The sequence below is a fragment of the Mucilaginibacter sp. A5337 genome, assembly GCF_059690695.1.
In genome coordinates this window covers 168426-181237 of sequence record NZ_JCAWEC010000008.1, presented here as the reverse complement: position 1 = coordinate 181237, position 12812 = coordinate 168426, and the positions used below count along the sequence as shown (strand labels likewise).

Here is a 12812-nt window from a genome sequence, read left to right as displayed (position 1 = left end):
GTTTACTATGAAAAAAACAGCATTAATAATATTCGCACTGATTATATTAAGTAACCTGCCATTTTTTAATTTCTTTCTACAAGAAGATTATGAATATCAAAACCTTGACAAGTCATTTCTTTACAAGGAAGAAGCAGGAAAAGGAAAATCCTTTATAGGTTGTGTAAGATCATATGGTCACTTTCTTTGTGAGCATCCCGAAAAAGACCGGGGAGACAACAGGTTGTACCGTACATTTACCATCAAACCATGGCGGTTCTGGGAATGGTCGGAAATCTTGTTTAGCGAACGTTACCGCCTGCCGTATAAAGGGAACGATTGACTTTCTTGACCGATATTTACTGTTTAAAAAAATAACGCAAATTTTTTATCAAAAAAAGAGGAGTCAACCAACTCCTCTTTTTTTGGCAATCATTATCTGTTAACTGCCTCATCCTATAAAGAACTCCGGGTTGATACTCTTTTGTGTCTTATGTCTCTTCATAGCCATCGCCGTAGAATACAGACTCGTTGATCTGCAGCAATTTCAATAATTTATGCAAAGTGCCGATATTCAGGTTCTTGCCTTTTTCATAATCACCATACTGGGACCGGTTAAGATCGTGCGCATAGGAAAACTTTTCGTAGTCGCTGAAGCCCCGAAGTTTTCTAAAATACCTCAGGCGCCGACCTACTTTTTTATAGTATTCCGACAGATCCTCATCGATTAGCTTTTTCCTTTCGGCGCACATAGGGCAAAGAAACCGAAATACCTGTTTTAATCTTACCTACTATATTATACCTATTTTAATAGGTACAATATAAAATATGCTTAAATTGCAGTTCATATTCCGTACATGGAAGATCAGCAGGTTTTACAACAATCAATCGAGATGCTGGGGCTCAGTCCCCGATTCGTCGTTACTTCAAAAGAAATGGGATGTCAGACAATGGCTGAAATCATTGCATGCGGGCTGCCTGCATTACAACAAAAAAAAGAATTTAATTACCACTGGCTTGCAGAATTGAGCGAATATCTTAGCGATAAAGGATTGTTACACTTATTACAGCCACTGCCGGGAAGTAAGAAAGCTTAATAAATTCGGCCATCTTTAGCAGCAGCTCCATTACTTTTTTCGCGGTATTTTGGGTGATACCATATAACTCCTTACTTAAACTATCCGGAGATATATTTTCTTGTTTGATCGTGCTGTAGTTAAACGCGGTAGATTTAAATATCTGGGTAAGATTGCAAGTGGCATAAATACCGGCTTCATGAAAAACGTGGATCAGACAAGCTAATTGCGGAACAGAAAGCCGAAGACCGATCTTCCCTGGCCAGGCATCAAGCATGCTGACTTTGCTTTTCTCGAATGCGGCTTTCATCAACACGGCTTCTTCTGCCATCCAGCCTTTTAACATCACTAATATTGGTGGAAGATTTTTATCATAAATATTACGGGGAGAGTCCCCGTTAAGCTGAATTTCTGCAGCTTTTCGCTGAAGCACTTGACTACGTTCCGGTTCAGAAAGGGCAACCAGCTCGGCATCAGTCCGATTTTTCAGGTAGACAAAAAAATCAAGATGATTAAAATTAAGATGGATCAGTAGTTCAGAAACGCTTTGGTTTATAGCGTCCCTACCCGACATTTTTAGCTTAACAACTAATTCATTCACCAATCTATTGGCAAAGAAAAACTCACCTACTGATAAACAGCCGGCACTTATTGCGTCCAGTACGCCGGAAAAGTATTTCATAAGGCATTTGCGGAGTGCATCATCAACAGGAGATCCGTTAAACAGATTTTCAATCGAACTTTGTTGTTCTTTTATTTCGGAAAATTTAAACAAAAGGTAAGCAGCAGGTAATGGTCTTTCCCAATCGAGATACTGTTTGAAGAAAAGCAGCAGATGTCCCATCAGGTCCAATAGTTGCGAAACCTCAGTCTCCGTTAGTTGGGAGTTGCTCAATAAATCGCTTAGAAGGTCAAAGTGGTAGTTAAAATAACGACCTAATGCCTCGTCCGTAGCAGCGGAAAATACCGCACCGGCCCAACCTTCGCGCACCCGCTCACAGAGTTGGCGGAAACATACAAAATCAGGGCCCGCTGAAATACCTGAACTGCAATCTGACATGAAAGTTGCCGTTGAAGGCAATTTTGTGCTTTCCATAACTGATACCAATTCATTTTTGAGCGGGCCCATAACATCAAGTTAAAAAATGTTAATGCGTTGTCGTGATTACCGTTGTACACGTAGTGGTGGGGTCACTGGCAGTCGAAGTTTCCATTCCATTCCTGATGGCTTTGCTACTGTAATTGTAGAGCTTTACCACACCTGCTTTAGGCAATTTGTTTCTATTTGTTTTCATATTATTTTTTTTCTATATTACAATAATACCTAAGAGATAGCAACCTCCTTACGTCAACGACAGTATTAAACATGTAAACATCAAATATTGGGAAGATGTCCGTTTTAAAACAAAACCCGTTAACAAGCAAAATCGCTGCACATACGGTCGGCTGGATAGCTTTCGCTATTTACGAACAGTGCTTTCTCTGGTTTGTAAATAATAAACCAGGGCTTTCATCTGCTTATTTCTATTATTTGATTTGCAACATCGGCTTGTTTTATACGCATATCCATGTATTAAATAAAACTGTCGGGAGATCGCCGGGGCGATACGTAGAGCGGGCAATTTTAGTCATCGGAGCGGTTATAATCTTCCTGGTGCTGAAAGCCGTCGGAGAATATTTTTTTGATACTATGGGTGCTCATATCAAAAACCCTCCGCTGTTTCGAAGATATATCGTATTGGATCTTTTTCGAAACGTTTATTTTATAGGTTTTGGGACTTTATACTGGTCAGCAAGCAGCTTTTCGCGTCTCGAAAAAGAGGCCGCAGAAACAGACATACAATTAGGTAATACCCGAAACGCGTTACTACAACAGCGAATCAATCCGCATCTGGTTTTTAACGCACTTAATTTTGTTTATTACAGCGTTTATAAACACTCGAAAAAGGCCGCCGATGTTATCTACCGGCTTACTGAAATACTTCGCTTTAGTATGTCTGCTTCTCAATTAGATATAAAAGTAGCGGTAAGCCATGAGGCGGAGCAGATCAACAATCTGATCATGATCAACCGGGCGAGATTTGATTATCCGCTTAACATCCGATTCGACTACAAAAGTGATACTAAAACATCGTTTATCATACCTTTCGTCCTGCTCACGCTGACCGAAAATATTTTCAAACATGGTATTCTGAAAGATGAAGACATCTTTATCAATCTGTCCGTGACAGCATCGGGTTGTTTGACATTTGAAACAAGGAACAAAAAGTCCTATCAGGAAAATACAGATCTGAAAGAAGGTACCGGTTTGCGCAACACAAGGTTACGGTTAGCATACGCCTACCCTTCCCACCGGCTGCTTATTGACAACACGCTGCCGGACTTTTTTCAACTTTCTTTACAAATTCAATTATGAACATCTCCATTTTTATAGTCGATGACGAGTATCATGCCGTAGAACAACTCAAAGAATACGTTCTGAATACACCCGGTCTGATATTGGCCGGAACATCCGGTGACCCTTTAGAAGCACTGGAAAGAATACCTGCAATAAGGCCTACAGTAACATTCCTGGATATTGGTATGCCCGTCATGAACGGATTAACACTGGCCAAACTGATCCGCAATATTACCCGAATTGCTTTTACCACCTCCTACAGGGAATACGGCCCGGAATCTTATGAATTAAAGGCAGATGATTATCTGCTCAAGCCGATCACTTTTGAGCGTTTTCTGGAATGCATCCACAGCATCCGAACCGACGCCATATCCGAAACCATGTCAACAAATGACAGCTTTTCTTTTTTTGTAAAGACAGAAGCAAAAGGCAAGCTACAAAGAATTATCGCTCAGGATATTCTGTTTATTGAAGGTAACGGCAATTACGTAAAAATATACCTTTCAGAACAAATCATCTCTGCTTACCTTACACTTCGCGAAGTTATGGAAAAATTACCTGGCGATATATTCCTAAGAATACACCGGTCCTTCGTCATTAACCCTGCGAGGATACAGTCTATCGAATCGGGCCAAGTTTTCCTGGAACAAGGCTATATTGTTCCTATCGGCCGTGATTATAAAAAAGCTTTTTTGCAAAATCTCGGCGCCCCTGTGTTTTCAAGTTACCGGGAACAGTAATATTATTTGACGCCATCCCGTTTTCGTACAACCAGAGAAGATACATATTTCCGGAGACAAAAGTAGACGAGTCCTTCCTGGTGCCGTTGCCGGAAAGAAAAGAAACGGTTAAGATGCATGTGTACAAGATCTGCCAGCAACCGTTCCTGCAGTGCTGGTTCCCAATTTTTACACAACTTGCTGAAATGCTCCAGCATTTGCAACATCCTTCCGGTTCCAGCGATCGGAAATTGAGCTTGTAACTGGTCGTCTTCCAGCATGCGGGTAAGATCTTTTGCCAGCTCCCTGTATTTGCCGTCCATCCCGACCAATAGTGCTTTATCTGCCCCAAATTCATAGCGAAACCTGGCATCCGCAACGGTAAGAAAGGTTTCAACATGCATTTGATCTTTGAAGAATGCCCCGCACATTCTATAAACGAAAATTACAGGCAGGAGCTGATCTGGTACAGCATCCAGGTGCTCTTTCATTCCGAGGTAGTTAATGACCCACTCGCTTGAAGCAAAGAAAAACGTCTCCACCTCTGCAATTATATCAGGGCCGTAGCGTTCCAGTTCCCTGATATAGGTTTCTGTCCGAAATTCTTTTACCATCGGGCTGTATATTTCTTTTGAGAAACCGTTATGAAATGCAGAAAGTATACGGCCGGTATTTTCGGCATTTACTTTAAATCTCAAGCGGATATGGTGCTCCGGGTCATAATAACGAACAAAAAACCATTGATCGACAATATCTTCATTTTTGCGGATGACCGGAACCACAACCTCTGTCAATAACTGGTTGGCGCTCCTTTCTGTACAATCCATCCGTATATAGAGCCACTCGCTGCCTGGCATGAACCGCCGTTGCGGCAGTTTCATGCGAACCGGTTTGCTTGGTGATAATCCGCTGTATACCGGCATAGGATTGAGCAGTACGGCGATGCTTTGCGCAGCAAATGAGTCCGATCCGTCCGAAACCGATCCCCCGGGGTGCAGAAATTCATGCAGCACGGTTCTGCCAGCTCCGCGGAGACAATCCAGAAAAAAAATAGCTTCTGAATCATCGACCAGATCGAAGATCAGTTGCTGATCGGTTCCTCCAAGAGAAACGAATCTCGGAATCCCCTTTTCCTGCCGAAACTGGTGCAACCTGCCAAGGGAAACAGGCCTGTCCGAAAGAAACTTGATATCCTCGCCGTTCAATATCCATTTTGCTAACGAAAAAATACAGCGCCGGAATTCAACCCTCGGGTAAAACGGCAATCCGGGAAAAAGCTTCTCCGGGTCGAAATTAAAATTTACCTGCAGCCCCTGAAACTGAAGATGGGCAAGCAGCCGGAAAACCGGTGTTTCATTATGATGATAGTTATAAGCCGTTGGGAGCCGCGGAATTATGCGCTTCCCCAGGGACACCGATTCCAGGATAAGGTCATCACCCCTAACAGATAACAACAGATCCGCAGGAAACACTATCCCGGCTGCTTTAGCCATGGGGTACCCGGATAACGCTATTACGTGATCGTATATTTGCACCCTTCTGTTAATGTTATCTACATGCTCATGGGATAACTGGTGCAGTTCAGCAAACAAAATATCGGGGTTTGCATTTTTTTCTGCCAGGGCGATTTGCCTGCAGAAAGCACTCCATTCGCCTGAAAAAACCGAAAATCGACCGGTTAGCGAGGTGGCACTTGCTCCGCCGATATTATCCAGCACCAATTGATCGCCTGCTCTGCTGTATAAAACGGACAGGGACGGCGGCATCTTCAGATGCCTTTCTTCAGTTCTTTCCGGCAGGCTAAGGTCTTCTTCGCGAAGAACTACTTTATCCCATTCCCCCCTTTTCCTGTCCTGTAACCATATCCTGAGGAAGAGTTGCCCCACAGCATCCCAATCATGATTGGTAACAGTCTTGTTATTTGCTGGAAAATTCAAACCTGCGAGCAAACCATTACCCTCTGCATAATTATGGAGACCGTCGTAACTCATCCCTGTATCCGGATCCAGTGCCTCCAATAATGGCACCCGCCGGCCCCCGAAGCGGTGCTTAAATGCGGCTATAAAATCCTGCAGTGCAGGCGGGTTAAATGGCCGAACGAGCCTTGCCAGTAACCCGATGGCCTGCCCCAGTTCATGCTGCTGCCAATCCCCGATACCGCCCGTTTTCACAGCTCGTCCTGCACTCGTATAAAACATATCTGCATCTGCAGTGGTCCCCGCGCCCATATTCAACTCACCGAGCTTTGCCGCGCGCTCGGCAATACCCGGTGCCGCCGGTATAACTATCGATCTTTGCTCTTCCCAAAAATTCGCGACAGGCTCAGGATCTTTTCTATTTCTTTCAACCAACCCATTTTCCAGCAGCGACCCGTCAAATTCGGAAAGCAATACCTGCTCAGCCATCAGAAAATCAATATACGTTGCTGCATCATCAGCACTGCATCCCGAGCGGTCTTTAAGCAAAGTGACCAGTTCGGAACGTTTATGCAAGGTCCTGGCCGACTGCCGAATCAGGTAATTATTCAGCCGTTCCGCAGCTATTCCCTGCAAGGAAAAGTCAAGCTTCCCATTTGCGCCCGCCCTGGAGATGGTGTACCGCCAGAAATTTCCCTGCCGGTACAATGAGGGGTTACTGTAGATCATGAAATCACCGGAGCTTTCTCTTAATCGGGCGTTTCTTGCCTGTAGCCATTTCCATGAAGGCAGTACATGAAGAATAGCTTTTCTTTCAAGTACAAGCCTGTCTATTGCTGACCAACCGGCCATTGTACACGATGCAAATGCACCAAAAGGCGTACAACGAAAAGACATCCGGTTATAATACTTATACAGTGTAAGCCGCTCCTTTTCCGATAAAAGGTTAAAATCAAACCCTTTCTTTTCCAATTCCCGGTGATAAACAGGGCTTGCCAGCCAGACCGCATCCCGGAAGGCGGGATCACTGAGTACCCGGGATACTTTCCCTATGCCATAATTTTCAAAACTATAAAATGGCACTCGTAGAAACACCTGGTCAAAAAAATTATAACACTCAATTACAGCCATATACATTATCAAAAAAGGGTATACTACCCATTTACCACTGTTTTACCATTTCGGTCGTCCCGTACTTTGTTTCAAACAATCACCGCAACATGAAAAGACATATCACCGCCATTCTGCCGTCCCTGCTCGTCCTGTTGTTCACCTACGCCGCCGCCAGCAAACTGGCAGACATTGATAAATTCAGGGGTCAATTATACCTGCAGCCATTCCCGCATGCCTTCAGCGATGTATTGGTTTACTTGCTGCCCGGAGTTGAACTTATCGTCGTTGGGCTGCTGCTCACTGACCGCAGCCGAAGAGCCGGACTCATCGCGTCCCTCGCGCTGCTTACGGCGTTCACCATTTATATCTCTATGGGTCTGCTTCATGTATGGAAGCGGGTACCCTGCTCCTGCGGCGGCATCCTGGAGCATATGGGCTGGGCGCAGCACCTGGCCTTCAACTGGGCCTTCATGATCATCAATATCCTGGCGCTTGTTTTTTACCGCCGGAACCGACTGCAACTGACCTGACCTCATCCGCAAAAACGGGGGAAAGCCGAAAACCCGTGAAAAGAGTAGGCACCATACTATACCTAAAGTTTTTCGTTTGTTTTTTAGCAAAAAAGCATTCATCGTTATGAAAAATTTAAAGTCGTTCATGCTGGGCATGGCCCTGATCGCAGGTCTTGGCGGCGCACTGGCCACTACAGCACATCCGGTTAAAACCAGCAAACCGGCCAATGTTTTCTGGACCTACAATGGTGACCAGACCCCAACCCAACTGGCTGATCCAAGTAAGTACACTTTCAGCGCCGTTGACCCGAATTGCGGCACCAGCGGCGATCGTTGTGCGATCCAGGCACCACGCAGTACTACGAATACCAATCAGCCGGACCTTTCTGCGATCAGCAAAGAGGAACTGCACAATTAATGCCCCTGTCCCCTGTGTTGCGGGACGGCCTTCTGGCCGTCCCGTTTTTTTTGCATCAGGGGTTCTGCGCGATCCCTGTTTGCGCGATCACTACCAATGGCAAAGGCCACAAATAGCGCGGATCGCCTGGCGGCAGTTCATAGCGTATCCCGCCGGCTATCCGCACCAGGGTCTTTTGGAAATCCGGTTCCGTGTTCAGCCTCCTCAGGTCCGACCAGCGCAGTCCCCGCAACAGCAGTTCCTTCCTTCTTTCCTCCAGTATCCAGCGCAATACCGTTTTTCCGTCGGCAGATATAAGGTCGGTGTAGGAAGTTTTGAGATACCTGTTTTTCCTTAACAGGTTCAGGTCTGCCAATGCGCCGCCTAAATCCCCACCCCTCGCCCGGCATTCGGCACGGATAAGGTAAAGCTCATCTGTAGCCAGGCCGCTGAAAAGCCTGGAACTCCCGTCATAGCTTCCCCTGAAGTTCTGGTATTTATTTGCCGTCGCCGCGCTGAAGAAAAGCGGTTTCCGCAGGTCCGCAGCATCGTAGGAAGCATAAAGGACGGTATCCACCAAATATTTCGGTGACTGCAGGCTGCTGTAAGATGTCGGGCCTGCATGAAAAATCACCTCATCATTGAAGCGTCTGAAGGACGGACCTGATGCTGAGCTTATGCTATTATAATCCATCAGCGTGCTGCTCAGCGCCAGGGCCGAGTCCGCGTATACTGCCGAACGTTTATAGTCCCGCATGCTCAGATAAGTCCGGGCGAACATGGCGTAGGCCGCGGCCTTTCCCGGCCGGGTCTTGGCGATGACGTTTACCGGTAAAAGTTTGACAGCTGATTGCAGGTCTGCCGTAACCTGCGCGTAGGCTGCCGCTACCGTGCTGCGTACGGACGGCGCGTTCAGGTCTGAACTACTCCTGATCACCAGGCCCGGATCGGCTGAGGCTGTAGCCGCATCGTAAGGCTTACAGAACTCCTGCGCCAGCTGCCAGTAGGCATAGGCCCTGAAGAAAGCTGCCTGTCCCCTGATATTGTTCCAGCCGGTGCTGCCGGGCCCACCGTATTTCGCCGCGCCTTCCAGCACGACATTGGCATAAAATATGGCGGTGTAAGGCAGCGACCAGTCGTTCTTGACATTTTCATTAAATACGTCCCGGTTCCAGACGTAGCCGTTTCGAACAGTCAGCGGCGCGGATGCCAGCGTGGCATCCAAAATAAAACCGTCGTCTGCCCCCGCGATCCCAGCCATAGGCCAGGAGGAGTTAAAAATGTCGGTATTGTCCAGCAATGCCTCGAAGTCAGCTGCCGTCGAAGGCACCTGCAGGCTGGAGGAAGGTTTGATATCCAGCTGCTTTTTGCAGGCAGCCGGCAGCAGGAAGCAGCAAAGCAGTGCTGCTGTCCCGCGTAGTTTTTTTATATTCATGGTGTTGCTCATCGTTTATCGGTTAAAAAGTACCTGTAAATCCTAAAGCGACCGTCCTGGGCAGTTTGAAGGAATAAGGGTAATCCGGGTCGAGGCCTGTTTTCGTCGCTTTCCAAAGCAGGCCGAGGTTGGCGGCGTAGAGGTAGACCTGCAATCGTTTCAGGCCGATACGTTCCGGAAATTTGCCACCAGCGTCGTAGCTGAGCCGCAGGTCCTGCAGGCGGATGTTATCCGCTTTCTCCGCGTTGACGGCGGACTGGCTGTAAAACTGGTCACGGCGTGAATTGGCCGGATAGACGAAGGAAGGTACGCTGGTATGCGTCTCATCCCCGGGCTTTTGCCAGCGGAGCGCGTAATCACCCGCAGATACGTCCCTGTTGTTGATCAGTGCATTATAAGAGATCCCCTGGCGCATAAAATAGTATCCGAAGCGGTAGGCGATATTGGCCGACAGGGCGATGCCCTTATAGCTGAAGGTATTGCGGAAGTTCCCGAAGTACGTGGGGACGCCCGAACCAATATATTGCAGGTCGCCGACTTTGGTCTGCGCCAGTATGGCGTTATAATCTTTGCTGACCTGCCCGTTGAGATAGCCCTGCGGATCGCCGGTCTGCGGATCGAGGCCCGCCCATTTATAGGCAAGTATAGCATACACCGGTTTGCCCACCAGCGGGGAAACGGTAATCCCGTTGGCGGCATAGGTGGCGGCAAGGTCACTGGCCTGGTAGTATTTGGTGACATGGTTGGCTGCGTAACTGAAAAGCAGGTCGGTTTGCCAGCGTAATTCCGAGGCGCCCAGGTTATTGCTGTGCAGGTTGAGTTCCCAGCCATGTCCCGCCATTTCGGCGACATTGCCTTTGAACTGGTACTGGTTGGTAGCCGGGTTCAGGACACCTGTCGTCTGATCCAGCGGCTGGAAGCCTATGAGGTCTTTAGCCCTTTTGCGGTAATACTCCACCGATCCGGAGAGCACATCCCCGAACACCGAAAAATCAACTGCCAGGTTCAGGATGCCCGTTTTTTCCCATCCCAAAGACGGGTTCGGCGGGTTCTGGACGGAAGCGTAGAACTGGCCGCTGAGCGGGTTGAGTGCATTGTAGCGGATGGTCGTCTGCGCCGCCAGCGTATTGTCCACGTTCCCGCTGTAGCCATAGGTCGCCCGCAGCTTCAGCCGTGGCATCCATCCCGCCCGGTAGAAATGCTCTTTGCTGATCGTCCATGCCAGACCCGCGGAATAGAGCGGCACCCCTTTCTGGTTGGCATTGACGCCGAAGAGGTTGGATTCGTCGCGGCGGATGCTGCCGGACAGGCTGTACCGGTCGTCGAAGCTGTAGCCGGCGTCACCGAACCAGGACAGGTTATAATTGTCGACGTCGCCGTAAGCGTTCAGGTACGGGATGGTGCTGTCAATGAAATAAGAATAATTTGAAAGCAGGTAACTGGTCTGGTAATCCACCGGCGATGCCTGTTCAATTGCTGCGTTGTACCCATAATCCCGGAAACTGCGCGAGCGCGTATGATCGTTGCGGTACTCATACCCACCGAGCATGGACAGCCGGTGCCTGCCCCAGGCCTGTTTGAAATTCAGCTGGGCACGGAAACTATTGGACAGCAGTTTGCTGTCCGAGGCGTCCATGATCCCGCCTGCAGGCACCGGCCGGGACAAAGTTCCGTCATCAGCCGTCTGCGTGTACTGGTTGACCGTGTTCCGGGCGTAGTAGCTGTCCGCGCCATACAGCCAGCGGCCCTGTGTCTGGCTGCTTTCCAGCTGGTAGCGCAGTTCCGCATCAAAACCATACCCGATATTGTATTTCAGCGCCGTGTTCAGCAGGAGGTCAAGCTGGTCGCTGCGGTTGTCCACGTTCTTATAGTCATCCAGCGGCTTGTAGTTCCAGTCCAGAAAACCCTGCGCCTCCGAATCTTTAATAAACGATTCCCGGTAATCGAGATTCAGGGGCAGGGCATTTCCATGGTCATCCGCGAGGCGGGCATAAGGCCAGGGCTTTTTGCCATCGATGCTGATCAGCGACGAAGGGTCGCTCCTCCCCGCCAGCGTTTTGCTGCTGGTCAACAATACACCCGCATCCAGCTGCAGCCCTTTCGCCAGATAAAAGCTGTTGTCCGCCCGCAGGTTCAACCGCTGGAAGCGACCGTCCAGGTTGCTCAAATTGCGATCATAGCCCGCGGAAAAGAAATACGTATTTTTATCCGATCCCCCGCTAATGCTGAGCGCGTATTGCTGGCTGACCGCCTTGCGGTACCAGTATTTTTGCAGGTCATTGCGGATGTCCTGCCCTGCCAATACCCCGATCTGCCGGTCCGCTACAGCGGGATCCATGGTACCGTCCCTTTTGGCGATCAGCAGTTCCACTACCGGCGACAGCGCCGTATGCGCATAAGATTGCTCGTCATCGCTGTAAAAACCTTTGGCGAACAGGTCTTTTTCCAAACCGACGAAATCAGATGATGACATGCGTGGAAGGTAAAATACGTCCGGCTTTTGCGCGATATTCACGTTCGCATTGAAATTCACCGTCATGGGTTTGTTCTTCGCCCCTTTCTTCGTCGTGATCACGATCACACCGTTGCTTGCCCGCACGCCCCAGATCGCCGCGGCGGAAGCATCTTTCAGTATCGAGATACTTTCCACATCATTAGGGTTGATATTATTGATATCGCCGCTGTACGGAAAATTGTCCAGCACGATCAATGGCGAAGCCCCGGCGAACAGCGTGCTGCGCCCCCGGATCGTCAGGTTACCCTGCTGGCCAACCCGCGTATCGAACTGCACCGTGCTGACGCCGTTCAGGCGGTCAAGCACGCTCGTACTGACCGATCGGTTCACCAGTTCCTTCCCCACCTGCTCAAAGGAACCTGTCGACTTTTCCAGCGGCTGCGTACGGTAGCCCGTCGAAACCACTTTTACCTCGTCGATCTCCTCCACTTCCCTTCGCATGGTGACTTTCAGGAAGCTGAGGTCAAACACCACGATATCGCGGTCCAAAAAACCATTTTTCCGCAGCATGAGGGTATCCATACGCCCGACAGGTATCACAAAGCGCCCGTCAATCCCAGTCAACACCATGCCCGTACCTGCCTTATTTATTTTTCCCCTCACCCGCACACTTACCCCGGCCAGCGGCCTGCCGGCCATATCCTGTACCAGGCCCGGCAGTTCCTGCGCAAAGGATCCTGTGGCCAGCAGCAGCAAGCAGGCCAGCCATATACTTTTATAGTAAAATTCTTTCATGATCTAAAGTTTTATGG

The 12812-nt window shown here is 48.6% G+C and carries 12 protein-coding genes; 6 read left to right on the top strand and 6 right to left on the bottom strand.

Features of this window, described 5'->3' with window-relative positions:
- Nucleotides 1–7 precede the first annotated feature (7 nt).
- Nucleotides 8–322 carry a hypothetical protein gene (locus AC59JO_RS25305; protein WP_497308966.1) on the top strand — a complete coding sequence of 105 codons (315 nt, stop codon included), beginning with the start codon at nt 8–10 and terminating at the stop codon, nt 320–322.
- A gap of 148 nt (nt 323–470) precedes the next feature.
- On the opposite strand, the gene AC59JO_RS25300 is transcribed toward AC59JO_RS25305, so the two are convergent.
- Nucleotides 471–731, bottom strand: a complete 261-nt coding sequence (locus AC59JO_RS25300; RefSeq protein WP_497308964.1) for a helix-turn-helix domain-containing protein — start codon at nt 729–731, stop codon at nt 471–473.
- Between the two features lie 76 nt (nt 732–807).
- On the opposite strand from AC59JO_RS25300, the gene AC59JO_RS25295 reads away from it, so the two are divergent.
- Nucleotides 808–1008 carry a hypothetical protein gene (locus AC59JO_RS25295; RefSeq protein WP_497308962.1) on the top strand — a complete coding sequence of 67 codons (201 nt, stop codon included), beginning with the start codon at nt 808–810 and terminating at the stop codon, nt 1006–1008.
- A 9-nt stretch (nt 1009–1017) separates the two neighbouring features.
- On the opposite strand, the gene AC59JO_RS25290 is transcribed toward AC59JO_RS25295, so the two are convergent.
- Both AC59JO_RS25290 and AC59JO_RS25285 read right to left on the bottom strand, forming a co-directional pair.
- A complete protein-coding gene (locus AC59JO_RS25290; RefSeq protein WP_497308960.1) occupies nt 1018–2184 on the bottom strand; it encodes a hypothetical protein in 1167 nt (388 codons plus the stop codon).
- Nucleotides 2185–2203: 19 nt separating this feature from the next.
- Nucleotides 2204–2350, bottom strand: coding sequence for a hypothetical protein (locus AC59JO_RS25285; protein ID WP_497308958.1), 147 nt, complete (start codon nt 2348–2350; stop codon nt 2204–2206).
- 95 nt (nt 2351–2445) lie between these two features.
- Here AC59JO_RS25285 and AC59JO_RS25280 point away from each other — a divergent pair, with 95 nt between their 5' ends.
- Together AC59JO_RS25280 and AC59JO_RS25275 are read left to right on the top strand one after the other, a co-directional pair.
- Nucleotides 2446–3471, top strand: a complete 1026-nt coding sequence (locus tag AC59JO_RS25280) for a sensor histidine kinase (RefSeq protein ID WP_497308956.1) — start codon at nt 2446–2448, stop codon at nt 3469–3471.
- On the top strand, nt 3468–4193 hold the full coding sequence (locus AC59JO_RS25275; RefSeq protein ID WP_497308954.1) for a LytR/AlgR family response regulator transcription factor: 726 nt from the start codon (nt 3468–3470) through the stop codon (nt 4191–4193). Before AC59JO_RS25280 ends, AC59JO_RS25275 begins: the two co-directional genes overlap by 4 nt.
- 2 nt (nt 4194–4195) lie before the next feature.
- Here AC59JO_RS25275 and AC59JO_RS25270 read toward each other — a convergent pair whose 3' ends face one another.
- Nucleotides 4196–7219, bottom strand: coding sequence for a lantibiotic dehydratase (locus AC59JO_RS25270; protein ID WP_497308952.1), 3024 nt, complete (start codon nt 7217–7219; stop codon nt 4196–4198).
- Nucleotides 7220–7308: 89 nt separating this feature from the next.
- On the opposite strand from AC59JO_RS25270, the gene AC59JO_RS25265 reads away from it, so the two are divergent.
- On the top strand, nt 7309–7731 hold the full coding sequence (locus AC59JO_RS25265) for a MauE/DoxX family redox-associated membrane protein (protein ID WP_497308950.1): 423 nt from the start codon (nt 7309–7311) through the stop codon (nt 7729–7731).
- 106 nt (nt 7732–7837) lie between these two features.
- Nucleotides 7838–8131, top strand: a complete 294-nt coding sequence (locus tag AC59JO_RS25260; protein WP_497308948.1) for a hypothetical protein — start codon at nt 7838–7840, stop codon at nt 8129–8131.
- A 55-nt stretch (nt 8132–8186) separates the two neighbouring features.
- On the opposite strand, the gene AC59JO_RS25255 is transcribed toward AC59JO_RS25260, so the two are convergent.
- Together AC59JO_RS25255 and AC59JO_RS25250 are read right to left on the bottom strand one after the other, a co-directional pair.
- Nucleotides 8187–9557, bottom strand: a complete 1371-nt coding sequence (locus AC59JO_RS25255; RefSeq protein WP_497308946.1) for a RagB/SusD family nutrient uptake outer membrane protein — start codon at nt 9555–9557, stop codon at nt 8187–8189.
- A 10-nt stretch (nt 9558–9567) separates the two neighbouring features.
- Nucleotides 9568–12795: a SusC/RagA family TonB-linked outer membrane protein gene (locus AC59JO_RS25250; RefSeq protein WP_497308944.1), complete on the bottom strand. Its 3228-nt coding sequence runs from the start codon at nt 12793–12795 to the stop codon at nt 9568–9570.
- Between the last annotated feature and the right edge of the window lie 17 nt (nt 12796–12812).

What these genes read in the sequence shown, in the direction of transcription:
- AC59JO_RS25305 (WP_497308966.1), top strand. Translation starts at nt 8, where the DNA reads ATGAAAAAAACAGCATTAATAATATTCGCACTGATTATATTAAGTAAC.
- AC59JO_RS25300 (WP_497308964.1), bottom strand. Translation starts at nt 731, where the DNA reads ATGTGCGCCGAAAGGAAAAAGCTAATCGATGAGGATCTGTCGGAATAC.
- AC59JO_RS25295 (WP_497308962.1), top strand. Translation starts at nt 808, where the DNA reads ATGCTTAAATTGCAGTTCATATTCCGTACATGGAAGATCAGCAGGTTT.
- AC59JO_RS25290 (WP_497308960.1), bottom strand. Translation starts at nt 2,184, where the DNA reads ATGGGCCCGCTCAAAAATGAATTGGTATCAGTTATGGAAAGCACAAAA.
- AC59JO_RS25285 (WP_497308958.1), bottom strand. Translation starts at nt 2,350, where the DNA reads ATGAAAACAAATAGAAACAAATTGCCTAAAGCAGGTGTGGTAAAGCTC.
- AC59JO_RS25280 (WP_497308956.1), top strand. Translation starts at nt 2,446, where the DNA reads ATGTCCGTTTTAAAACAAAACCCGTTAACAAGCAAAATCGCTGCACAT.
- AC59JO_RS25275 (WP_497308954.1), top strand. Translation starts at nt 3,468, where the DNA reads ATGAACATCTCCATTTTTATAGTCGATGACGAGTATCATGCCGTAGAA.
- AC59JO_RS25270 (WP_497308952.1), bottom strand. Translation starts at nt 7,219, where the DNA reads ATGGCTGTAATTGAGTGTTATAATTTTTTTGACCAGGTGTTTCTACGA.
- AC59JO_RS25265 (WP_497308950.1), top strand. Translation starts at nt 7,309, where the DNA reads ATGAAAAGACATATCACCGCCATTCTGCCGTCCCTGCTCGTCCTGTTG.
- AC59JO_RS25260 (WP_497308948.1), top strand. Translation starts at nt 7,838, where the DNA reads ATGAAAAATTTAAAGTCGTTCATGCTGGGCATGGCCCTGATCGCAGGT.
- AC59JO_RS25255 (WP_497308946.1), bottom strand. Translation starts at nt 9,557, where the DNA reads ATGAGCAACACCATGAATATAAAAAAACTACGCGGGACAGCAGCACTG.
- AC59JO_RS25250 (WP_497308944.1), bottom strand. Translation starts at nt 12,795, where the DNA reads ATGAAAGAATTTTACTATAAAAGTATATGGCTGGCCTGCTTGCTGCTG.